General features: G+C 62.1%; 16 protein-coding genes. 10 read left to right on the top strand and 6 right to left on the bottom strand.

Features of this window, described 5'->3' with window-relative positions:
- Positions 1-10: 10 nt before the first annotated feature.
- Genes ENE74_RS16845 through ENE74_RS16800 form a run of 10 tightly spaced genes read left to right on the top strand, consistent with a single transcriptional unit; the run spans position 11 to position 10,451 of the window.
- Positions 11-406 (top strand): hypothetical protein, encoded by a 396-nt coding sequence (locus ENE74_RS16845; protein WP_127692042.1) that lies wholly within the window; start codon positions 11-13, stop codon positions 404-406.
- Entirely contained in the window at positions 403-810 is a 408-nt protein-coding gene (locus ENE74_RS16840; RefSeq protein ID WP_127692041.1) for a type-F conjugative transfer system protein TrbI, read from the top strand. The genes ENE74_RS16845 and ENE74_RS16840 overlap by 4 nt, the downstream gene beginning before the upstream one ends.
- Positions 797-1,321 (top strand): S26 family signal peptidase, encoded by a 525-nt coding sequence (locus ENE74_RS16835; protein ID WP_127692040.1) that lies wholly within the window; start codon positions 797-799, stop codon positions 1,319-1,321. Before ENE74_RS16840 ends, ENE74_RS16835 begins: the two co-directional genes overlap by 14 nt.
- On the top strand, positions 1,318-1,962 hold the full coding sequence (traW, locus tag ENE74_RS16830) for a type-F conjugative transfer system protein TraW (protein ID WP_127692039.1): 645 nt from the start codon (positions 1,318-1,320) through the stop codon (positions 1,960-1,962). The genes ENE74_RS16835 and traW overlap by 4 nt, the downstream gene beginning before the upstream one ends.
- Positions 1,959-2,987 (top strand): conjugal transfer pilus assembly protein TraU, encoded by a 1,029-nt coding sequence (gene traU / locus ENE74_RS16825; protein ID WP_127692038.1) that lies wholly within the window; start codon positions 1,959-1,961, stop codon positions 2,985-2,987. The genes traW and traU overlap by 4 nt, the downstream gene beginning before the upstream one ends.
- Before the next feature lie 50 nt (positions 2,988-3,037).
- The gene (gene trbC / locus ENE74_RS16820) at positions 3,038-3,748 is read left to right on the top strand and encodes a type-F conjugative transfer system pilin assembly protein TrbC (protein WP_241242069.1); all 711 of its coding nucleotides are present in this window, start codon (positions 3,038-3,040) and stop codon (positions 3,746-3,748) included.
- Positions 3,745-5,466 (top strand): conjugal transfer protein TraN, encoded by a 1,722-nt coding sequence (locus tag ENE74_RS16815; protein WP_127692036.1) that lies wholly within the window; start codon positions 3,745-3,747, stop codon positions 5,464-5,466. The genes trbC and ENE74_RS16815 overlap by 4 nt, the downstream gene beginning before the upstream one ends.
- The gene (locus tag ENE74_RS16810; RefSeq protein ID WP_127692035.1) at positions 5,447-6,283 is read left to right on the top strand and encodes a conjugal transfer protein TraF; all 837 of its coding nucleotides are present in this window, start codon (positions 5,447-5,449) and stop codon (positions 6,281-6,283) included. The genes ENE74_RS16815 and ENE74_RS16810 overlap by 20 nt, the downstream gene beginning before the upstream one ends.
- Before the next feature lies 1 nt (position 6,284).
- Positions 6,285-7,709, top strand: coding sequence for a conjugal transfer protein TraH (locus tag ENE74_RS16805; RefSeq protein ID WP_127692034.1), 1,425 nt, complete (start codon positions 6,285-6,287; stop codon positions 7,707-7,709).
- A gap of 39 nt (positions 7,710-7,748) precedes the next feature.
- On the top strand, positions 7,749-10,451 hold the full coding sequence (locus tag ENE74_RS16800; RefSeq protein WP_127692033.1) for a conjugal transfer protein TraG N-terminal domain-containing protein: 2,703 nt from the start codon (positions 7,749-7,751) through the stop codon (positions 10,449-10,451).
- Between the two features lie 12 nt (positions 10,452-10,463).
- Here the strand turns inward: ENE74_RS16800 and ENE74_RS16795 are convergent, their stop codons facing one another.
- The 6 genes from ENE74_RS16795 to ENE74_RS16770 form a co-directional block, all read right to left on the bottom strand.
- Positions 10,464-10,694 carry a hypothetical protein gene (locus tag ENE74_RS16795; RefSeq protein WP_127692032.1) on the bottom strand — a complete coding sequence of 77 codons (231 nt, stop codon included), beginning with the start codon at positions 10,692-10,694 and terminating at the stop codon, positions 10,464-10,466.
- A 174-nt stretch (positions 10,695-10,868) separates the two neighbouring features.
- The gene (locus tag ENE74_RS16790; RefSeq protein ID WP_127692031.1) at positions 10,869-11,414 is read right to left on the bottom strand and encodes a phospholipase D-like domain-containing protein; all 546 of its coding nucleotides are present in this window, start codon (positions 11,412-11,414) and stop codon (positions 10,869-10,871) included.
- The gene (locus tag ENE74_RS16785; protein WP_127692030.1) at positions 11,414-13,633 is read right to left on the bottom strand and encodes a hypothetical protein; all 2,220 of its coding nucleotides are present in this window, start codon (positions 13,631-13,633) and stop codon (positions 11,414-11,416) included. The genes ENE74_RS16790 and ENE74_RS16785 overlap by 1 nt, the downstream gene beginning before the upstream one ends.
- Positions 13,626-17,960 (bottom strand): DEAD/DEAH box helicase family protein, encoded by a 4,335-nt coding sequence (locus ENE74_RS16780; RefSeq protein WP_127692029.1) that lies wholly within the window; start codon positions 17,958-17,960, stop codon positions 13,626-13,628. The genes ENE74_RS16785 and ENE74_RS16780 overlap by 8 nt, the downstream gene beginning before the upstream one ends.
- A complete protein-coding gene (locus ENE74_RS16775; protein ID WP_127692028.1) occupies positions 17,957-20,701 on the bottom strand; it encodes a hypothetical protein in 2,745 nt (914 codons plus the stop codon). Before ENE74_RS16775 ends, ENE74_RS16780 begins: the two co-directional genes overlap by 4 nt.
- Positions 20,701-22,305 (bottom strand): N-6 DNA methylase, encoded by a 1,605-nt coding sequence (locus tag ENE74_RS16770; RefSeq protein WP_127692027.1) that lies wholly within the window; start codon positions 22,303-22,305, stop codon positions 20,701-20,703. The genes ENE74_RS16775 and ENE74_RS16770 overlap by 1 nt, the downstream gene beginning before the upstream one ends.
- Positions 22,306-22,818 lie beyond the last annotated feature (513 nt).

Below are 22,818 nucleotides of genomic sequence, written 5' to 3'. Positions count from 1 at the left end.
CCCAAAACCGATGCCACTCCATCTCGTCACGCCGATCGACCGGGCCCAGGACGCCCGTGCCGAGAGCGATAGCCTCGAATTGCCGGCCAAGGGCTGGCGGTCTCATGCCGCCGACCTTTGCTATATCGTGCTTCGCGGCAGCACCTTCCTCGCCTCGAGCTACCTCATGGCGCTCGGGCTCCCGCTGCTTTTCTTCCTTCTGATTTCCGGCGGCGATGCCGGGGTCTTCTTCGACCATCTCGCCAATATTTCGGACCGCTTCTTGGGCGCCGAGCAAGGCCGCCAGATCGGCTTCCTCGACGAGTTCAAGTTCGTCCTCATCGGTGTCGCAACGCTCGTCGTGGTCTGGCGCCTGCCGCGCTTCATCAACGATCTCGAGCGTGAGCTTTCGGGAGAAAAGCTGTGAAGAACATATTGGCAACACAATCCCTGCGCGGCCACATGAGTGCGGTGAACTGGACCGCCGTCACGCTCGGTTTGAGCATGGTCGGCTCGGCGCTCTGGGGCGTCTGGGCGACCGACAAGCTGCTCGCGCTCGACAAGCGCGAAGTGGTGACCGTGCAGCTGAGCCGCATCATGGGCGACTTCATCGAAGCCGAGGCGCGCGCGGGAAGACCGCCAGAAGAAACGAAGATGCGCGTCCAGGCCTATCTCCAGGCGGTCGAAGCCTCGGTCGAACATCTGGGCCGAGAGGGCCGCACGGTCCTTGTCGCTGAAGCGGTGGTGGCCGGCAGCACGCCTGATCTCACCGAAGCCGTGCGCGCCGATGTCGCGCGCCGCGTGGGAGCCATTCCCGATGCGCGCCGCTGATCTTGTCCTCCACTCGCCAACCGGCCGGCGCCTCGCGCTGTGGACAGGGCTCGGCGCGGCAGCGCTTGCGCTCACCTCCCTCGCCGCCTTCTCGAAGGACCATGCGCTGATGATCAACGCCAGTCCGAGCCTGCCTTACTGGGCGATCTGGCTCGACCGCGGCGCGCTGCCGCAGCGCGGCGAGATCATCCTGTTCGATCCGCCCGCTTCACCACTGCTCGAAAGGCACTTCGGCAAGAAGCGCAAGCCGTTCGGCAAGAAGGTGAGCGGCATGCCCGGCGACATCGTGACCGAGAAGGAGCGCAGCTTCTTCGTCAATGGCCGCAAGGTTGCGGTAGCCAAGCGCGCAAGCCGTTTTGGCGAGCCGCTGGCGCTCGGTCCGACAGGCGTGGTCCCTCAAGGCTGCTATTTCGTCACCACCGCGCACAAGGACGGCTTCGACAGCCGCTATGCGGCAATCGGGTGGATCTGCGCCAAGCGCATTCTCGGGGTCGGGAGGCCGATCCTGTGACACCGCTTCGCGCCGCCCCTTTCCTCGTAGCCGGTCTTCTGATGGCCGCGCCGACAAGCGCCCGCGATTACGGTCAGCAAGGCACGGTCTGGTCCGTGATCGAGCCTGACTTGCTCGAGCAAATTCATGCGCGTCTCACCCGTCTCGAGAAGACCGGCGAGACGGCCAAGCTCAACGAGGAGCTGAAGCGGCGCACGATCGCGCGCGTCAACCGGCCCGAACCAGTCGCAGGCATCAATGCCGCGGCGGCAGCGCGCAGCTGGCGTTTCGATCCGACGATCAGCGTCGAGCGCGACATTGCCGACGACAAGGGTCGGGTGATCGTGGCGGCCGGAACACGAGTCAATCCGCTCGACACCGTACCGCTGCGTGTGCCGCTGGTATTCCTCGACGGCGACGACCCCGAGCAGCTTGCCTGGGCAACCCGTCGCTATGCCAGCACCAAGGCCAAACTCATCCTCGTGCGCGGCGCGCCGCTCGAACTGATGAAGGCCCGCCAGCGCCGCTTCTATTTCGACCAGGGCGGCAGCCTCGTCAAGCATTTCGGCATCCGCGCCGTGCCCGCAACCGTCGAGCAGCAGGGCCGCGTCCTCATCATCACCGAGCAGCCGGTTCGACCCAAGGAGCGCGCATCGTCATGAGCAGAAAAAACCGTCTTCTCACATGGATATGCTGCGCGCTCCTTGCCTGCAGTCTAAGCCTTGCTGCGGCTTCGCCAGCGCAGGCATCTGCCGGTCCGGGCCGCTGCACAGGCAAGTTCGTCAATCCGATCACCGACATTTGCTGGTCGTGCCTGTTTCCGATCTCGGTCGGCGGCCTGAAGATCTGGCCGTCGAGCCGTCCCGATACGAGCAATCCGGCGCTTCCCGTATGCCTCTGCGGTTTGCGGCCGGGCATCGCCATGGGCTTCTGGGAGCCTGTGCGGCTTGCCGACGTCAGCATGAAGCCCTGGTGTTTCGTCAATCTCGGCGGGATGAAACTCGATCCCGGCTTCGACATCGGGTTCAAGTCGATGGCGGGTCCTTCGGCGGTGGGCGGCGCGACGCAGTACAATTCGCAGTGGCATGTCCACTGGTATGCCTATCCGCTGATCTACTGGATGGAGATCGTTGCCGATTTCCTTTGCCTCGAGCAGGGCTCGGTCGACATTCTCTACATCACCGAGATCGATCCGCTCTGGCAGGACAGCGAACTCACCGCGATCATCAATCCCGAAGCGGTTCTGTTCGCCAATCCGCTCGCGCTTGCGGCCTGTGCGGCTGACTGCGTTGCTGCGACGGCCAAGCTCCCGATCGACGAACTCTTCTGGTGCGCGGGATGCCAGGGCAGCATGTATCCCTTGAATGGCAATGTCTCGGCGACGATCGGGCACGTCCAGGCATCGCGGCTCGCCCTCGCCCGCTTCTCCTACAAGCTCCACCGCGAACTCGTCGCCTGGGGCACGATGGGCAGCAAAGGGCTTTGCGGCAAGTATCTGATGCCGGTGATGAGGAAGCAGCAATACCGCTTCCAGGCCACCAATCCCAATCCGCAGACCAAGGGCCGCTACGCCTGCGCGCCCATTGGCGCCTCCACCACCTTCATGTCGGCAGGTCAGGTCTATCCCGCCATTGGCGAAGACATGGGCTATCTGGTCTGGCGCAAACGGAACTGCTGCGCGCTATGAAAATACTCCCTCATCTCCTTGTAATCGCGTCGATCACTGGCGCGGCCGCTATGGCGGGAGCCGCAGCACAGACAAGCGAACCGGAGCTCGATCTCGAAGCGATACGCGCCCGCGCCAAGGTTGAGGCGAGCGAAGCCGAGGCGCTTTCCGCCAGTGCCCGCGCGCGCGCCGAAGCTGTCCTTGGCCAAGCCAGTGACAGCGCCGCCGAAGCCCAGGCGCACGGCAAGCGCTACACCGAGCAGGCGGCAAGATCTGCGCGGCCAGAGAGCGAGGACGTCTTCGACTTCGACAAGATGGTGGCCGATGCGGGCACCATGGCCAGCGAGAGCTTGGGTGAAGCACCCCGCTTCATCGCTTTCGCTTCGCTCTCGATGCCGCCGGCGGCCCTGCGCGCCATGGCGGACGACGTCGCCCGTGCAGGCGGTGTGGTCGTGCTTCGCGGGCTGCCAGGGGGCAGCGCCAAGACCCTGACCGCAGCGCTTGCGAAAGTCGCAGCGGACGGCGGCAAGCTCGACGCGGTCGGCATCGATCCGCGCCTGTTTCGCGCCTTCGGGGTCGAGGCGGTCCCCACCTATGTGGTGACCAGCAGCGATTTCGATCTCTGCGATGGCTTCAATTGCCGGACCCAGGTTCCGCCCCACGACCAGATGAGCGGGAATGTCAGCGTGTCTTACGCGCTCGAAACCTTCGCCCAAGGCGGCGGTCCCGGCGCGCTCCTCGCATCCCAGCATCTTGCCCGCCTGCAACGGATTGGCCCATGAAGCGGCTTCTCCTTCCCCTTTTCTGCCTCGCCTGCGCCTGTCTGCCGGCAAGCGTCTCGGCCCAAACCACGACCGATGCCGCCAAGGCGGATGGCAAGGCGTTCGGGCGCGACCAGGCAGCCGCAGCGCAGAGCGCGGCGACAACCGACCCGGACGCAAACCGCATTCCCAATTTCGGGGGTGTGCCGAACCAGTCGGGCTATTTCGACGATCCCGACCGGATGGCGCGTGAAGCCGCGAGCCAGGCAACGGCGAACACCGGATACCGGACGATGCGCGATTCCATGGATCGCCGTGCGCAGTTCGCGCCCCAGGATCTCGACGCTGTTGTCGCGCGCAGCAATGTCATCAACGACGATCCACTCTCCTACACGAGCGGCATGAGCATCAGCGGGAGCCAGGGCCGCTGCGTCCCCCTGCCTCCGGGAACCGGCACCGCAGCGCGCTACATGGCGACCTGCAACGTCGGCTATACCGCGACCCAGGAGACCAGAACCTGCCCGGTGACGCTGAATGCCACGATCGAGCAGCGGCAGGTCTATGGCTACTACTGCGTCGGCGGGAGCGGCGGCGATCCGGCGTCGATCTACAATTGCAGTCGCTACCCGGCGCCGCAGTGCACGGTCACACAGTCCTATCCGATCAATCTGTGCGATCCCTATCTCGGTATCTACTGGGGCTGCAACTCGGGGGACCTGCGCGTCGATCTTGTGAGCTGCACCGCACCGGTCGATGGCGCGACGCCCTACAGCGTGACCGGCGAGAACGTCGTCACAACAAGCCGCGATGAAAGCCAGTGCGCGGGCCTTGCTGCGGACAGCTCATGCCAGCAGGACACCGAGACCTGCACCAACAGCGATCCTGTCACCCGGATTGTCGACGGCATCGCGGTCACCCAGCCCTGCTGGGCGTGGTCGCGCAGCTATACCTGCGCCCAATTTACGCAAGCTCAGGACTGCCAGACGCTGGAAAGCACGCCCGGCTGCTCGCTGGTGCGCGAGGACTGCCTTTCGGGTGAGCCCTGTCGGACCTGGGAGCGGGTCTACGATTGCCCGGTCCCGGACCAACCAGCCGATACCAGCCAGTTCATCTGCGACGGCGACGTCTATTGCATCGATGGCTCGTGCGAGACGATCGAGCGCGAGGCCAATGACGAGTTCAAGGACGCGGTTGTCGCGCTCAACGCGATGGACCAGGCACGGCGCGAGTTCGATCCCGACACGCTCACCCTGTTCAAGGGTACGCGCAACACCTGCTCGTCCAAGGTCTTCGGCGTGCTCAATTGCTGCAAGGGCAAAGGCTTCCCGCTCATTCCGGGTATCCAGCTGCTTGTCGCTCTCGGCTGCAGCCGCGAGGAAATGCTGCTTCACCAGCGCGATGCGCAAGGTCTGTGCGCTTATGTCGGGACCTATTGCTCGGACAGCTTCCTGGGCGTCTGCCTGACCAAGAAGAAGGTCTATTGCTGCTTTGAATCCAAGCTATCGCGGATTCTGCAGGAGCAGGGCCGCCAGCAGCTGAACAAGCCCTGGGGCAAGCCCAAGACCGAGCAGTGCCTTGGCTTTACCATCGACGAGTTTTCACGGCTCGATCTCTCGAAGATGGATTTCAGCGAGGTCTACGCCGAATTCACCGACGCCGCGCGCTTGCCCGATGAGCTCCAGGCCGCCACCGAAATCCAGCAGAAAATCGAGGACTATTATGCCCGCGCCAGCCAATAAGGCCGTCCGGCGGCTGCTTGCCGCCTGCCTCTCGCTCACCGCCGTTGCGCCCGCGCTCAGTGCTCCGGCACGCGGCCAGGAACCGCCCCTGGTCACGACCAGTGACAGCCAGGACAGCTTCTACTGCGAGGAGCGGCGCCTTGGGTACTGGTTCTATTGCGCCAGGCCCAGGCCGCCCGAAGTGCGGGAGGAGGCATCTGAGCCTGCTCCGAGTGCGACGAGCCAGCTCGATGCCATCACCGCAAACCTGCGCGAACTGAAAGCCAAGGCGATCCTCGAGCCGACGCCGGCCAATGTGACGGCCTACATCCGTTTTCAGCGCGCCCAGCTCGACCGGGCATCGCTGTTCAGCGATGTCTGGCAGCGGGCGATCTGGCAGGATCCTGACCTCGACTATACGCTCCAGCGGCCGGTCTCGACGCTCGGCAAGCGTCAGTGGCAGGACTCGCGCAGCGCCGAGCGCAATGCGGTCATGGCGCAACTATCCGAACGCTACGGGCTGTTCTACTTCTTCGCCCAGAGCTGCGGCGCCTGCGAAGTCATGTCGCCAATCGTCCAGAGCGTCGCTTCGACCTGGCACATCACGGTGCGCGCGATTTCGACGGACGGCGGCCCCTCGCGCCATTTCCCGAATTACACGGTCGAGACCAACCAGCGCAGCCGCATGGGGCTCGAGCCCAAGGTCACGCCGGCGGTGGTGCTCTGGGATGCCGCCAAGGGTCAGCCCATTCCGATCGGTTACGGCGTGATGAGCGCCGACGAGCTTCAGGATCGCATTTACCTCCTCACATCGAAGGAAGCCGGACGTGACTACTAGGATGAAACGTGCCGTCGCCGCGATCCTCGCGGCTACCCTCCCCCTTACCAGCGCATCGGCCGATGTAGGCAGTTCGATGGACTCGTTCCTCAACGATGTTGGCGGCGCCGCTAACGTCAATGGGCCGACCGCGTTCGAGGGTCAGTCGGCAGGCTATTACAGCCTCGGCAACGTCTGGACGCGCTTCCCGCAGAAGACGACCAACATCGCCAATCTGCAACTACCGCGCGCCCGGGCGGGCTGCGGCGGCATCGACATCTTTGCCGGATCCTTCAGCTTCATCAACGCGAGTGAGATCGTCGCGATGCTGAAGGCTGTCGCCAACAATGCGGTCGGCTTTGCTTTCAGCCTGGCAATCGACACGGTCTGCCCGGAATGCTCGAAGATCATGCAGGAGTTCAGCCAGAAGGCTCAGCTCATGAACAACCTCAACATCAACTCCTGCGAAATGGCGCAGGGGCTGGTGGGCGGCATCTGGCCCAAGGGCGATCTGGCCGACAAGGCGATCTGCGAGGCGATCGGCAATTCGGAAGGCATCTTCACCGACTATGCAGCCGCCAAGCACGGGTGCGGCACCAAAGGCCAGCGGTCGAGTACGACAGCGCAGGGCTCGGGCAAATATGACGACGTAAATCCCGCCGTGGCGAGAAACTACACCTGGACGATCCTCAAGAAGTCCGCGTTCTTCTCGCCGAATGGCACTTTCGACGAGGAACTCGCCGAATATGCAATGACGCTGCTGGGCACGATCATCTATGTCCCGCCCAAGGATGACGAGCCGGGCAAGTTCGTGCCGATCGTCGGGGAAGCGTCCTCAACGCTGGTCACCTCACTGCTCGATGGGACAAGCAACGGAAACGTCCTGATCTTCGACTGCGACGAGCCGGACAAGTGCCTCGATCCCGGCTTCAAGTCGCTCAGCCTTCCCGCATCCAAAGCGCTGCGCCCGCGCGTTGCAGCCCTGATTGCCGGCATGGTCCAGGCGATCCATGACGACACCGCGATCACCGACGCGCAGAAAGAACTTCTGCAGGTTGCCTCGATCCCGCTTTACAAGATCCTGACTGTCCAGGCGGCCTATGGCCGCGGCATGCCGACCGACGATCGCGAAACGCTGGCGGAGATCGCCAGTGTCGATCTTCTGTTCGCCGTCCTCGACCGGATCGTCAGCGAAGCGGGCCGCTCGATGTCGAGCTTCATCGGCGCGGACGAGGCCAAGATCGCCATGTGGCAGGGTCAGGTGAATGTCGTCCGGCAGGCGCTCGCCGACAGGCAGGCGAACACGCATCTGAAGGTCAACGCCATCATGCAGATCATCGAAAAGACCGCGTTCATCGAGAACGTGCTCGCCGCATCGATGTCGCCCGGCATGGCCGCCTCGCTCGACTGGTCGCGCGGCGTGCAATCGCGCGCCCTTACCCACTGATCCCCTTCAGCGCGCCGAAAGCGGCGGGAGCCCAGCATCATGGTCGAGATTTTCACAGTTGGCGGCGGCGACTACTTGGTCAATGTTTTCCAGGCGGTCGCCGCCTGGACAGGCAATGGGGGCTACAAGAGCCTCCTGCAGGTCGTCATGGTCATGGGGCTTGGCCTGTCCGCCATCACGCTGGCGTTCAATCAGGACTGGCGGGCCTGGATCAACTGGTTCCTCGGCGCGACGCTGATCTATTCGTGCCTGATGGTGCCGCGGCTCGACGTCCATGTGACCGACCGGCTCAACCCCAGCCTCGCTCCCGCCAATGTCAGCAACGTGCCGCTGGGGCTTGCGCTGATGGCGAGCTTCACGAGCCAGGTCGGCGACTACCTGACCGGCTCGGCCGAGGTGGTGTTCGGGCTGCCGGGCGATCTCAACTACTCTAAGAATGGCATGATCTATGGCGCACGGCTCTACGATGCCACGCGCTCCTTGCGCATTTCCGACCCGGAATTTGCGGCCAATCTCGACGAGCACTTCCGGCAATGCGTCTTCTACGACGTGCTGCTTGGCCGCTATTCGATGAAGGAGCTCGCCGAGACCAGCGACATCTGGACGACCATTGCGCCCGGCAGTCAGGCGCGGGCCCAGCGCTTCCTGACCCGCGACACCGGGACCGGTCAGGTGACTTCGAATATCATCACCTGCAGCGAAGCCTATGATGCGCTGGACGCGCAGTGGGCCGGACTGATCGACGGTATGGGTACGGTTTTCGGACGCCAGCTCTATCCCAACCAGACAGCAGCCCTAGCCAAGGCCAAGCTTTTTGCTGACCTGCCGGTGGCTTACCAGTACCTCACCGGGGTCTCGGCCAATGCGACCGAGATCTTCAAGCAGACGCTGACGATCAACGCGATGAGCCAGGCCATGCATTCAATGGCGGCAACGAGCGGCGCGGGCAACGTCGACGTCTACGCCCAGACGCGCGCCGATATCCAGACCGAGCGGACCTATGGCTCGATTGCCAGCAACGCGATGAAGTGGGTGCCGCTCCTCAATGTCGTGCTGACCGTGCTTTTCTACGCCCTGTTTCCGGTCCTCTTCCCGCTGTTCCTGCTGCCCAAGACCGGGCCGCTGGCACTCAAAGGCTATGTGACAGGTTTCTTCTACCTGGCGGCATGGGGACCGCTGTTCGTGATCCTGCATATGATGCTGATGTACAAGGGGGCCACGGACATGAGCGCGGTTGCTGGAAGCAATGGCCTCAGTCTCGCGAGCTTCACCGGCATGGCCGATGTGAACAGCGATATCGGGCTGCTCGCAGGCTATCTCATCGCCTCGGTGCCGTTTCTGGCCGGCGGCGTTGCCAAGGGCGCCATGGCGATTTCACACCATGCGACTAGCTATCTCAATCCGAGCCAGAACGCGGCCGAGGAAGCGGCGCGCGAGGCGAGCACGGGCAACGTCTCGCTGGGCAATACGAGCTTCGAGAATTCGAGCGTTCTGACGCGCCAGTTCGCACAAGGGACGATCGCGCCAAGCTTCACTTATGGCGCGGCGCAGACCCGCACATTCAGCGACACGGGCTCGATGACGACGAGTTTTCCCGAAGCCAGCTACGATCAGCTTCCCAACTCAAGCTATCCCTTCACCCCCAGCCTCGGCCAGGAGTTCACTTCACGCCTGTCAACAATGGCATCGCAGGCCCGCTCGAACAGCGAGAGCTATGCGAACATTGCGACGGAATCGACTACCAGCGCCGTCACGAAATTCCGCGAGCTGCGCAGCCAATTCAGCCGCGGATCGGCCTTCGAGAGCGCGACCGGAACATCCAACTCCGACAGCATCCAGACCGCCTTCAACGAGGTCGACCAGGCATCCACCAACCTACACCGCCAGTTTGGCCTTTCACGAAGGGCCGCCGACGACATTTCGACCGCTTGGTTCCTTGGGGGCGAAGCTGGCGCAAATGCTGGCGTTACTAATGGTGTTCTTTCGGCAAACGTAGGAGCGAAAGCTGGCGGTACCCGCACATGGACCGACAGCGATATCGGCATCGCTTCCGAGGACCGCTCACGCATCTTCGGCAGCCTCGCACAGATGTCGGACAGCCGGAACTGGTCGAGCACGCGCGACGGGTTTGTTCGCAGCGTCAGCACCTCGTCGAGTTCCTCGATTTCGTCGACCGCGAGCGGCATGAACGCTTCGCTAACCGAGGCGCAGAGTTACAGCCGCGAAGCGCGGCGAGCTGAAGAACTGGCAAATCGCCTTGAAAGCCAAGCGTCGTTCTTCGAAGGCAACAGCGCCGCAGGCAGCCTCAACCTGTCACAGGCCTACCGCGAATGGGGCTTGGTCGAAATCGAACGCAATCGCGACTTCTACGGCAATGTCCGGTTCGACGACCTGACGTTTCAGCTCAGTCCGGAAGGTCAGGCGCTGCAGGGCAAATTCATCGAAAGCTACGCGGAACAGCTGCGCGACGGGATCGAGGACAGGCTCGTTCTAACGCCAGGGCAGCCAATCTCGCGCCCTTCGGTGACAGGACCCGGATCTGTACGCGGCCGCGCCCAAATCGGGGGATGGGTTTCTGGAAACGTGCCGCAGGTGGACCAGGGCACTGTTCACGACGAAGTGCTGCGTGCTCAGGATGCCGGGCGCCAACGGATCCGCGGATCCAGAGGCCGCCTTGATGCGGTTACCAAGGGCGCACAGGGTGCGAGCGCGGAGTCTGCCGATGAAGTGAAGGAATGGTGATCTACAGCCCAATCACCAGAGCCCGAACGAGGCACCTGCCAGGAACAAGAACACCGCTAAGATAACGGTCACACCGGCAATTGTGAGCTTCCGCCCCCAAGGGTCGGCCCAGGACTTCTTGATCCGATACTCCATCAGGCGATTGTCACGGATCGCCTGATCGATTTCAGACAGCCCTTCCCAGTTTTGGGCTAGGCGTGCCTCGGGGCTTTCAATTTCGAAATTCGTCATGATCGCGTTCATCTTGTTTCTCCCGAGAACATAGCGGAAACAGTGGTTCGAAGACAGCGGAAAGTTACCACTTCGCGCTCGTGCGTCACGCGCGCGCCTCTACTCTGCGATGACTGCCAGGTCGGACACTCCGGAATGTCTTTCTCGGAGAGCAAAAAGCGATATGTCGTCGTGACTCTTCGAAGGTCAGGACCGCGTGCTGGTGATCACTGCGTCGAGTAGCACCTTGACCGCCGAGACCGCCGGCCCCTCAATAAGCATCCCGCACTCAAGGTTGGTCGATTTCGATCGATGCAGGAGGTTGGCCGAACCCACATAAGCTGCGATACCATCTGCCAGCACGATTTTCGCATGGAACGTTTCGCAGGATGTATCTGCGCCGCCATAGTCGATGATCTGCGTTGCCGCTGCCTCTGCTCGTTTGCCCGCAACGCCGCAAGTATTGAGCTGCCTGGCATCCCGCAGCACCAGTAGTCGCTCTGACGCTTCGGTTACCTCGAACAGCTCGGCGGCCCATGCCGCGCCGACGCGATCGATGTATGGGATCATGATAGTGAAGCGCTCGCGCGCTAGACCAGCAAGGTGTTTGAACGCATCGGTCGTTCTCGTCAACGCGACGTAGTCGCTAGCGAGGTCGGCGGCTAGCGCATCCGCGAGGCGGCTTGGCTCCGGTGGCATCGTGACCACAAGCCGGGCCGTGGCCTTTGGGGATACGAGGAGTTCGTTCGACATCAGGGAAGCTTGGGATCAAAGAAGCCGATTAGGTCGGGCGCGAACCGCGGCTCCCATTCTGGACCTTTTCCGCCCTTCAGCACCGCTCGCGACAGCAACAGGTTCGAGGCGATGCAGCTGACCTCGGACACCATGACGCAAGCGGGGCAGGCACCGCCGCGTGTGTCGCAGAGTGTGCCTGACCCGCATCGGAGCGTCCGAGGATCCAGCGCGCGCCTGAGGAACGCGTCGGCGTAATTGCGCCACATAGCGGAGATATTGCCGAGATCCGGCGTCATGCCTTTGCGGTAAATAACGAAGGACAGATCGGCAGGGAAGATGTGCTCGCCGATTCCGTCCCGATCGACGCCGGAGGTGTCAGCCAGAGAATGTATCATCTGGTGGGACAGGGTGTGCAGCAGAAGATAGACGTAGGCGGGCAGCGTACGAGGATAGCCGCCGGCGCCCTCGCGATCCTTGAACACCTCGAGAAACGGGCCGAAGTCATCGTAACGCTCCAAGTATACACGCCCGACATGGTCCTCCGGAACGTCGATGATCTGGTTCGCCTTGAGCCAGCGAACGACGCGGGCCTCGTCAAGCTTGAAATATAGCGCCTCGTTTGACTGCTGCGTGACGTAAATCGGACGCTTGTTGTCGGGGATTGGCAACTGGTCGAATGCCTTAAGCCGGACGGGCATGTCGACCCGCTGCCCGTTATGCTCCCTCTGATAGATCGGCGTGGCAGAGACTCGAGTGTAGCCGAAGCTGAACTCGCAGATTGGCAGACCGCGGATGAGAACCAATCGCTCGACGCCGAGGTGGTTCAGTAGCGATCCGGTGGCCTCTTGATACTTTGCCTTACGCGTCGGATCGTTGACGACGTCGGTCAACGCGATGTCGGGGTTCATCACATCGACTGCTCCATGACGAGTCATGGCCTGTTCGATGTGTTCGCGCACGAACGCGTCATGCTGGATCGTGAGGCGGATCGGGTCATACCGACGTGTCCAATCCTCGCGCACGGCGATTGCCTGCAGAACTGAAGGGCTGCCGAGCTGCCCGCGTTCGACGACGCCGTGGGAGAACCATTCCTCGCGCAGCGCGGTCGCGTTGTCGCGATGTCGTCGGGCAGCGTCACCACGGCCCGATGCATCCGCCTTGTCCGCCATGACGAGATAGGTCTCGTATTCGTCCCATTCGCCATTGCGCGACTGATCCGCCTCGACGCTCTGGCGGATCTGCTCTTCTGAGGGCTCGGCAAAGGGGATGTTATGAATCTGGGCCAGCCGGGAAATTAGCGCATCCCGGCGCTTCGGTATCATCAGCTCGACGACGCCGCTATCCTCGAACACAATGAAGCTGGTCCGCTGGACGTAGAAGGTCGAGTTGGCCCGGTACGAGACCGGGAGCATGTTGACCTCGATCCATTGGAACGCGCGACCTCCCTCATTCTGCTGGATCTGGAGACGGCGGAGGACCTCGGGGTTCGCCTTCTTGAGCGACCGGGTCTCACCGCAACCCTCGCATACGTACCGCCATTCGGAGAATACAGGTGCGGCGTTTCGCAGCTTGAAGCTCGTCGAGCCGCAAGTACACATTTTTATCTGCCGCGTGTCCTGTGTCTGCGGATCGAAATTGTAGTTGAACGGGCTGAGCGGCTCGATGTCGCCCGACCAATGCGCGTAGACCACATCAATCTGTGTCCAGCGCGCCTCATGGCCATTGCACTTCTTGGGAAGCGGCTGCCGCGCCTGATCTGCGATGCTGTCGAACTCGCGGGTTGAGCCGCAGATTCCGCAGCGGTAGAGGAGCGGATAGGGGACGTAGCCGACCTTGTCGGGGCTGGTCATCTGGAAATCCGTGCGGAGCACCCGCGCCTCGCCGGTTTTGGAATCACGAAAGGGCGTATCGAGGACAAGCTCGGGCAACGCGTCGGGAAGAACTTTGACGGCACGGTCGCGCCAGTTGGTCACGGCATCGTCGAGATTTTCGAAGATCAAGTCGATGGTGGTAGACTTCAAATCTTTTGCTTCGTTTGCCAGTGGTACCGATCGGCAGATGCCCTTGCCACCTTCCCACGTCATGAGTACGCCGGGCGCATACGACCCGGCGATCTGCACGCGCGACCTGGACATCGTTGGCGGTTCAAGTGGATCCGGATCTCTGCGTTGTGCCCCATAGGCAGATGGCCGGCGCGGTTTCGTGTTCCGCCAGTCCTTTTCGTTCGTATCAGCCATTGCTGCCCCCGTCCGCGTCCAACTCGGATGCGGTCCCGCGCTGCGTCCTGATCGCCTTCATCACCTTCGCGAGATCCCGCCTATCGACGTCTGCCGTACGCCCCTTGGCGAGCGGATCGCGCATGGCCGCAACGATGTAGCCTGCCTCGTCGACGTCGCGAAGCGAGGTCATGGGAGGTTTGAAGACCGGAATGTCGGTCCAATAGTCACGCAAGCTAGAAATCGTATTGCGGGCAGATATGTCGCGGGCGAAATTCTCGACCTGCTTGTCGACGAGCCCGCGATAGAACTCTTCGTAGTGTGGCGAGCCCAGATGGGTTGCGCCCTTGCCGGCGAATCCGCTCGCGCGTAGCATGAAAGCGACAAGTTGCTTGTTGAAGCCTAAATGGTCGCGTTGCTCCATCGCGGACAGACGGCTAACCTGGTCCATGTGCGCCACCTCGAACTTGCGAGCGTCGTCCATGGCGAAGAAATCGCGTGCCTCTCTTAGCATCGCCCAAGCTTGGACGTAGGAAGCCATCGTGCGCCTAATCGCGTTCTCGGCCCAGCGCTCCACCGCAGGTGGGGCAATCATGCGCTCCAGAAACCTGTGAAAGATGTCGTGCGTCTCCACCACATATCGGTCACGCCGGTTCTGCGGCGTGGGCAACAGCATGACGAAGCCGACATGGGTGCGCCCGACGCGGCTTGAGGCCTGGATGTATTCCGCGATATCAGACGGAAGGCCGGCGAAGAACATGCTATTGAACCGATCGACGTCAACGCCGTGACTGATCGCCGACGTGGCCACGATGTTGCGGACGGTCTCGGTGATATCGGGATATTCGGTGCCAGCGAACGATCTGTCCGCGGCCTCCATGACGCCCTGGATCTCCTTCATGTCAATTCCACCGGAGATGAGGCGGCTGTCGAACGCGGCATGCGCGCGACCGATACGTCGGTGCTCCTTGTCCACTGCCGCGCTGAGGGCGTCGATGACTTGGTCTCCTCCTTTTTTGTTGGTGACGTAGGCCAGGGCGATACGATGCAGGTCGATCAGTGCGAGAATGTCCGCCACGCGTCCCTGCTTGACCGCGCGATCGAGCGCCGCACGGTGCCAATCACCCTCGCGGCCGGGGGATATCGCTGCGCGGACATACGCTATCGTCTCAGTCCGCATCGTGTCGTCCAGCATGCCGTCCCATAGCGTGGTGATGATGCTGTGGAAGGCAGCGAGCACACCCACCGTTGTTACCGTATGGGTCGCGTCGTTCGTCATCAGCGAGATATAAAGTCGCATCCACGGGGCGGTGGCCTCGGGCGCCTGTGCGAACGGAAGAGTCTTCGCCAAGCTGACTCGGTCTGCGTTTTCCTCAGGCGCCTCGGCGGGCTCGGCGAAGAAAGAATGGTATAGATCGGGTCCGGGATAGGGGAAGCGGAGCGGAATACGCTGGTATAGCGTTTCCAGCTGCCGTTCCGGTGCCGAAATCGTCGCCGTCGCAGCGATGATCTTAGGCATGCGCGGCGCACCCCATCCATCGCCGGTCCAGCGCCGCGCGACGGCCAAATTGTCACCGGCCATGTCGGCGATATCCTCGAGCGTCGTGTCAAGCAGAGTGTCGAACAGCCCGCTGAAGGTACCGAGACTTTCCTCAAGAAGGTGCGCCTCGTCTTGGATGATGAGCGAGGGGAAAGGGTCGTGGAAAATCCTCTGGCCGTTGGCATAAGCGGGAAACACGTTCGAGCAGCGCTCAGTAGCTGGATCACGCTTGAGATCCGCCTCGCTGCGCGGGTTGTCGAGGTTGCCGTGCGCATCGATACGTCGCGCCAGACCGAACATGCCCAGCACCTTGCTGATCGTGCTGGTGTTTTGACCGAGCATTGCCAGCTTGTCGACCGTGCCGAGGACGATGGACGGGGCACGGGCGTAGACGGCGTCGTCGGTCAAGAGGAACGGCAGGGGGTGGCGTCGACCATGGGCTCGGTTCCAATCGCATGCGTCGTTGAAGCAAAGGATCACGGCCCGTCGACCGTAATGACCATCGGTTTCGTCGCGTCTAAGTCCGGTCGATTTGCCGCAGACCGGACATTCGGGGATCTTGTCGTATGCCTCGCGGGCATCGACGTACCGGCGAGCGCGGTCGCGCTGCTCGTCGTCGCCGGTTTCGCCATTAAGATCGCGGTCGTCCGGATAATCGTTGTCCGTCGAGAGTGGGATTTCCGCCTTGAAGGCGTTGTAGTGGTTCGGCGTGTTCTGGCTTCCGACCCAAAAGCCCATCTCGAACGGCCAGGAGCCAACCGCGTGCTTCTTGCGGACCATCTCGGCCCGAACAACCAGCTTCAGCAGGCGTTGAGCCTGCTGGAGCGTGAGGAGACGCAGTGGGTAGCGGATCATTGCCGTGATACCACGATCCTTGCCGCGGAGACGGTCGAGGAACATCGCAAACAGCAAGGTTCCGTAGAAGGCTTCGGATTTCCCACCACCCGTCGGGAAGTAGAGTAAACTCACCCCGTCTTCATCGAGAAGGGAGTCATGTGCTTCGCGCCATTCGTCCATGCGCGAGGCGAAGACCGGGACATGAGCGAGGACGAAGGCCATCTGAAACAGGCGCCAACCGCGTTTATCGTCGAATGCGTCGCGGAGCGCGAACGCCTCGTTGGTCATCGTCCATGCGCGCCAGGGCGCAGCCTTGAGTTCGAGTGAGCGACGGTCCCCGTCGCCAGCGGCCAGCACGTCCGCAGCCTTCTTCGAAGCAATGAGTAGTTCGACACCGCGTTCGATGTATCGTGCTTCAGCCCGTTGCGATGCGATGTCCTTGCGAAGGCGGGCGACCTCGATCGCCGCGTCGGCTGGGTCAAGGTCGGCCGTGACCGTGTCTTTCAGCCTGATTTCCTGTTCGTCGATCCACTTCACGTAGGCGCTGGGCAACGCCAGGAGGCGCGCCGCATCGAAATCAGGGTCCTTCAGGACTGCGAACTGATAGGGAAGGTCGATTTTGCGCGCGATGATGCGAGGCTGCGCGAAGCGAGGGGCGCAAGTCGTGCGGAGGGTGAGTATCGAACCACCATTGGTCGTCTCGACGCCGCAGTTCAGCCCGATCGCCGGATAGTGGAGATGCTCGCGGAACCGATAGGACGGTTCAACCCGGTCCAGCCGAAGCGGGCGATGTGCATCGTTGGGAAGCTCAATGATGAGACCCGCGTCAAATACGGTGTTGCATCGGCCGCGGGAGTCCGGAGGAGTGAGTTCAGCCGATTGGTTGTCGAGCATTACTCGCATCGAGAGGGCGCTCGAATCCAGGAAGTCTGCTTGCCTTTCGACCTTGACGATCACGCGCGACAGATCAGGGAGAACGCGATTGCGATCGACGGGTCGTGTTGCAAGACCAGCCATCGCCAATTTCCACTTTTCCTCCGTCAGTGTGTCTCCGGGCTGGACAGTTACATCGCGCCATGCGGTGCTCGCGCCAGAGCCAACGACCCATGCTTCCAGCTGAGCACCGATGGCGTCGCCCAGTGAGCGATTGTAAGCATCGATAGTTGATGCCAGCACGTCGTCGGCGGCGTCCAGCGCGAATTCAAGCACCGGAAGGTCGAGGTCGAGCCTAGTCCACTTCCCCGGAATCGGGGCAGGATCGACGAGGTTCAGCGGAAGTTCGCGGCCTTCGCGCACCAATCTCGCGATCGGTGGAACGGGAGACTTGATATTGTCCGGCGTGTTCGGGTTGGTATCGGCCTGGTCGCCGTCGTCCCTGGCGTCTGGGTCCAGTTCTGCGTCGCCGCTCAGCAACTTGATCCCATGTGCGGCGTAGGCTTTCCTGCGAACCTCGGCGAGAATCTGCGCCCTTGTCGCTCGGACCTTCGCGCGCTTCGTCTCGTCCATGCCCTTCCAGTCGGGCCGGTCGACGCCGGCCGCCTGAAACGCGGGCGCGCGCTCCGTGCGGATGGCGTCGTCGATCTGTTGCTGTGTGTTCGCCCGCAGTTTGAAGTCGAAGTCGAGCTCGCCGCCCCCCGCCGCCAGATCCGTCCAGCTTGGTATGACGCGCAGATAGACGGAGAACCGGGGTGCGACGCGGATCGGCGCCGTCACATCGGCCACCACCATCAGATCGACTCCGACGGCCGCGACGCGGATGTCGGTGGTCTCGTCATCCTGGCCTGTGACATCGAAGCGTGGCAGCAGCTGCCCCGCAAAGATACCGCGGCGAGGCGACCCTCCTAGCAGGTTGCGTCCCCGCTCGTCCGCCCCGGTCACCCTGGCGACAATCGCGTTGACAAGGCCGTCGCACAACGCCTCCTTCAGTTCAACGTCGATGGCGCCCAGTTCCTTGCTCGTCTTTCCCTTCATGACTCCCTGTAACTCCGAACTTTGTCGACGATTGCGACGTACTCCTCCGCCATAGACCGTAGGATTCTGATCTGGTCTGTGTGGTCGCGGTTGCTCGCGATTGCGGCATGGGGATCGGTGAGTATGCCTCTGAACGCGTCGTGGAAGACGTTGCCGAAGCGAACGCGGTGGGATCGTTGCGCCACTACGGCCCATCTCCAGAAGTTACCAGCCATCCGCTCACCGATGTTGAGGGCTCCAGTGAAACGCATGAAGGTGGCTTCGTCTTGGGGAGCGTGCGGAACGACATCATGCAACGGCTTCTCGATTTCGTCACCGAGGTCGATCCAGTATCTCGCCCTCTCGGGCGTCACGGTAGAATCCCCCATTGTGCTTACGAGTGATCTGAGCTTCGCTGCGGTGCTCGGCTCCGGAATGGCAGCGAAGCGTTCTGCGACCAGTTCGTGATAGTCGCGGATCTCCTGCGCGGCCGTCCGCTGGATATTCACCAACGCTCTCGCCCGTTCGATGAAGCCGTGGCCGATGACACACACCTCGTCGCCTTCCTTCACCAGCGAGGCAGCCCGTTCGACGAAGGATGTCGTCGCGGCGCCATCGTCCCGCAAGACGATCTCGGTGTTGCGGCGGGCTATGATGCGCTGCCCGTTCTTCAGGTCGATCGCTAAAAGGCTGCGCTCCCCCCGACCGCCACTCAGGTCGATGACTGAAGCATTGGGGAAGTCGACGTCGTCGGTCGGTATTTCGAAACGCACGACGTGACGGCCGATCTCCTCCACTCTCTTGCTCGCCTTAGCTGCAAAGTTCCGTAGCCGGGCCCCGAGCGAGGCCACGTCGATTTCTTCGGCGAGACGTTCTGCATCTCGCGCAGCGAAGGCCAGCGTATCTGCGTCGGCCAGTACCGTCACATGCTCGGGAAGCCATGGCTGGCTCAGCGTCGTCAGGATCGCATTGCGCGTCGGAGCGACGATCACGACACGCTTGAACTGGTTCCGGGCTGCGGGTGGAAGTTCAGAGACCGCACTGAGCACCCGTTCACCGCCGAAGCGTACGAATTCGGATTCGATCCTTTGACCCAACTTTGGATGGGCGAGGTCGAGGCGGTTAGCCGCGAACTCGGCAACCAGGTCGGATCTGAACACGAACACGGACTTCGAACTGGACCTGAGCGCAGAAGGTATCACGCTCTCTAAGAGAGTGGTCATCGGCGTTGCACCGTCGAAGCTACGCATGAGATTACGCGCGGTGTCGAGCGCCCCATCTAGCGCATCGACCTGGCTGGCCAGGCTCCTCGGGTCCCCGAGGTCAGCTATATCTGCATTCACTCGGTAGACCGCCAGGAGATCGTCCGCAGCCGCAGTCGAGGTCTCGCTCTCGAGGAACCGGCACAGTTCTGCCAGTGATCCTGGAAGAGAGGCTGTTCGACGCACTGTCGCGATGAGATTTCGCGCGGTCGTCGCTCCGTTGGGGTCACCTCTGTCGGCCAAGCTGTTGGCCAGACGCCTGATCGCCTCGATGCCGTGTCCGGCGTCCCCGAAAAAGCCGTCGACGTCAATGCTGACTCCACCTTCAAAGACGGATGCGCCAGCGGCTGTGGGCCTGACGATCTCGGCGGTTTCTGAGTAAGTGACGTGTCCGGGTGCAGGGATCACCTTCCCGCTGCGACCGGGGCGCTTGGTGCCTAGGATGTCGAAACGAGCGGTCCGATAGGTCCACGGGTCGTCAGCGATCGCCAGAATACCGGTGGTGGGGTGAATTTGCCGGAGGCAGGTGACCATCTCCGCCGCCTTGCCCATCCAGTCCCAGCCCAAACGGATTCGCGCAGTGCGCGTGAGATCGAGGATGAGGATATCCGGACTGTCCTTTATCGCCCGGAGGTCGGCATCGATGCGGCTATCCCCACGAATTGTGTAGAGGAAGAAATCCGCTTTGGCTGGATCGTCCGCATCGCCGGAGCGTCGCTGTGTCGCGATGTCCGTCTTCGACCGCGTCCTCCAGAGAAGCGTGCTGTTCGATGACCTGTCACCCCTCGGCGGCGCGTGAGGAACGATCTCGTCAAGAATCGGATGTTCAAATTCAGTGTAGTCTCTGCCGTCCGATGCACGCCCAGTAAGCTTGCGGATCCGCGCCATCACCTGATGAAAGTCCTTTGCGGCGTCTTCGCTGCCGTGGAGATACCGTTTCAGATGGTCGAAGTTGACCGCGCCAAATGCATGGCGGTCCACCTGGACCTGCCTTGCCTGCGCATGGGTACTTCTCGCATAGGGGAACACGGCCGCTCGGACGCGGTCGGAGCGGTGCCGGCCAGCCTCCCACGAGCCTTGAACCTCGACCTGTTCGGCGTCAGCGCTCCCAATTGCAGCAATCGTCAGAAGGCCCGCTATTGCGGAGGACGATACGCGGACCGGCGGCCACGGCATCACGACCTGTGTGGATCCATCTGAAGCTACCTGCGCCGCAGAGCGGACCAGTTGGGCGTAGGCTGGAGTGACTTCTGCGGTGTCCAGTTGACCAAGCTGATGGAATGGCTGTCCTGCTAGGGCTTCCATGTAGCGGCCGATGTCGCGAGTGGCGCGCTCGTGCACGATCTCTTTCGGTGGCGCCGGTGCTGCCTGTCGGGCCGCTTTGGATTGAGCCATTCTCGACAGCAATTCTTGGCGTTTGTCCATGGCTGCCTGTCGCTGATCGGCGCGATCTTGCAGTTCGTTGCCAGGCGGCTTTTGGTGAGGGCGAAACCGGGCCATCAGGCGCTTACCGCTTCCTGGACGAGCCCATAGGCGATTGCCGCTGCTGCCTCAGCATCTCCGCTCTTTCCGAGCTCGGCCGAGAATACGGCCGGTGCCGGAAGGTCGAGTTTTCTCAGAAGCGTGACGGAGACTGCGGCGGTCCCTGAGACGCGACGATATCGGTTGTCGACAGCAGCGGTGTTGAGCAGCTTGACTGCTAGTTCCAACCGTTCGGGATCGTCCCCTGTGAGAACGATAGTGTGGTTCTCGCTGACAAACCCACCCCATCTGGATGAGACAGCGGGATCCACCATAGCAGCGACCAGTCGCCGCGGCTGCTTGTCGTTCGTTGTACGCTGCATGACCGCCGCCGCGCCGGTAATGATCGCCGTGCTCTCGTCGGAGAAGGTGACGAAGTCGATGCCGGCACCCTTCTTGCCAGCGGGCTTGCAGAGTTCCCCAGGCCGGACGTTCTTCGCCCAAACCAATGGATATCCGCGCTGCTTGCGACCGAGCTTGGGGACGAGGCGTCCCGTCTCGCGGTTCCACACGAAATATCCCGCACGTATCGTCACGCCGTAGTCGGCAAGCGTTGCCCCCCCGACAAGATTCGGATCTATGGCAGGCAACGGCCACGCGTCGCCGGGCTCGACGGGTAGGATTTGTTCGACCACGGGGGCGATCGAGGGCATGAGGCCGACAATGGGAAAGCGGACAGGGGCGACTGGATCGTGCGTCTTGCCCTTCCGCACTATGAGCACACTGATGTCCTGAGCGACATCTATGAACACTCCATCCCGACCAGCAATCGAGCCGACGGCGAGCACTTCCGCCTGGGCGCGGATGAACCTTCGCATCCGATCGTATAGCGGCCCTGCCCTGAAGCTGGAGGGGATCACCAGAGCAACGATGCCTCCGGGCCGCGCGTGTCGCAGACACAACTCGGTGAACAGCGCATATTTATTGATGTGCCCGCTGTGCGCAACCTTCCGCCAAGCCTTGCCGCTTACCTCGTCAATTGCCATCCGACCATAGGGTGGGTTGGCGATGACAAGGCCATAGGATGCAGGAATCGTGACGCGCAGCGCGTCGCCGGAGAGGATCACGTCGCGAGGCAACGGCGATCCAAGCCGTTCCGCGATGAGGCGGCTCGATAGTGTGGCGAGGCCCGAATCGATCTCGATCCCGTTCAGACGATAGGCAACTTCTTCCGCCTTCAATCCAACGATCGCCATCCGGCCTGCGAGCGTCGAGAGGAAGGCAGCGCCGCCCGCCGCCGGGTCGAGAACCGTGTCCGTCCCGAGATCGAAGCCCGCGTCGATCGCTAGGTCAATTACTGCGTCGGCGACCGTCGGAGGGGTAAAGTATGTTGCCTGTCGGCGGCGGACCTTCGTTGGGAGGAGCAATGTGTAGAGCGTACCGATCCAGTAGTGTCGTTCGTCGGCGGGGAGGGTGCGCAAGACCTCACGGAATGCTTCCAGACTTGGGTCGGTTCCAATGTCGGACAGTAGATCGAGGCAGACGCCAGCACGCGATTGCGCGTTGGTCACGCGATTGGCGAGTGAACGCGCCGCAGCTCTCGCGTGAGCGAGCAATGCCGCCTTGGTCCCTTTGTCGTTCATTCCCCCCCGCTCTCAGGTACGGCCACGCCGCAGCCAGCCGAAGGTATAGGAAGTAGAAGCTAGCCGACAATATCACTTTTTTCAGTATTTGCAGATTGTGGGCCAAATTCGACAAACGTTACAATTATTCGTTAATGAGGAATGGTGGCCACGTTTATTCTCATGCCGCTCGCTTCGGTGATGCACGCAGTGTTAAAACATTGTGAGTGGTCGAGAAGGGCAGCGCCTCTCGATCGTCATATTGCCCGGCGTCAGCACACCTGACCTCACCTCACCGCAAGGCGAACGGCGGCTGCAACCCCGTGTCAGTCGCCTGTTTAATTGCACGGCTCTCAAAAATCTTAGCAGGTGCCAGGAGCTCATTCGGGTCGGCAAATATCCCCTTTGTCAGCGGGAACAGACTGGAGGAGCTCAGCACCTTTCCGCTAGAAATTGCCTCACCCTCTCCTGCGTCTTACGCCTCGGCCGCCGTCCCTCGCGCAGATCTTGAACGAACCGGGGGTCTCCGACCGC

This window comes from Sphingobium algorifonticola, from assembly GCF_004005485.1.
GTDB classification, from domain to species: domain Bacteria; phylum Pseudomonadota; class Alphaproteobacteria; order Sphingomonadales; family Sphingomonadaceae; genus Sphingobium; species Sphingobium algorifonticola.
Note: the sequence above shows the minus strand (reverse complement) of the source record. Positions and strands in the feature narration are given on the sequence as shown.

Bases quoted from the DNA above. Each gene is read 5' to 3' on its own strand.
- ENE74_RS16845 (WP_127692042.1), top strand. From the start codon at position 11: ATGCCACTCCATCTCGTCACGCCGATCGACCGGGCCCAGGACGCCCGT.
- ENE74_RS16785 (WP_127692030.1), bottom strand. From the start codon at position 13,633: ATGGCTGATACGAACGAAAAGGACTGGCGGAACACGAAACCGCGCCGG.
- ENE74_RS16800 (WP_127692033.1), top strand. From the start codon at position 7,749: ATGGTCGAGATTTTCACAGTTGGCGGCGGCGACTACTTGGTCAATGTT.
- ENE74_RS16835 (WP_127692040.1), top strand. From the start codon at position 797: ATGCGCGCCGCTGATCTTGTCCTCCACTCGCCAACCGGCCGGCGCCTC.
- ENE74_RS16810 (WP_127692035.1), top strand. From the start codon at position 5,447: ATGCCCGCGCCAGCCAATAAGGCCGTCCGGCGGCTGCTTGCCGCCTGC.
- ENE74_RS16805 (WP_127692034.1), top strand. From the start codon at position 6,285: ATGAAACGTGCCGTCGCCGCGATCCTCGCGGCTACCCTCCCCCTTACC.
- ENE74_RS16775 (WP_127692028.1), bottom strand. From the start codon at position 20,701: ATGGCCCGGTTTCGCCCTCACCAAAAGCCGCCTGGCAACGAACTGCAA.
- ENE74_RS16790 (WP_127692031.1), bottom strand. From the start codon at position 11,414: ATGTCGAACGAACTCCTCGTATCCCCAAAGGCCACGGCCCGGCTTGTG.
- ENE74_RS16795 (WP_127692032.1), bottom strand. From the start codon at position 10,694: ATGAACGCGATCATGACGAATTTCGAAATTGAAAGCCCCGAGGCACGC.
- ENE74_RS16780 (WP_127692029.1), bottom strand. From the start codon at position 17,960: ATGAAGGGAAAGACGAGCAAGGAACTGGGCGCCATCGACGTTGAACTG.
- ENE74_RS16770 (WP_127692027.1), bottom strand. From the start codon at position 22,305: ATGAACGACAAAGGGACCAAGGCGGCATTGCTCGCTCACGCGAGAGCT.
- ENE74_RS16815 (WP_127692036.1), top strand. From the start codon at position 3,745: ATGAAGCGGCTTCTCCTTCCCCTTTTCTGCCTCGCCTGCGCCTGTCTG.
- trbC (WP_241242069.1), top strand. From the start codon at position 3,038: ATGGCGGGAGCCGCAGCACAGACAAGCGAACCGGAGCTCGATCTCGAA.
- traU (WP_127692038.1), top strand. From the start codon at position 1,959: ATGAGCAGAAAAAACCGTCTTCTCACATGGATATGCTGCGCGCTCCTT.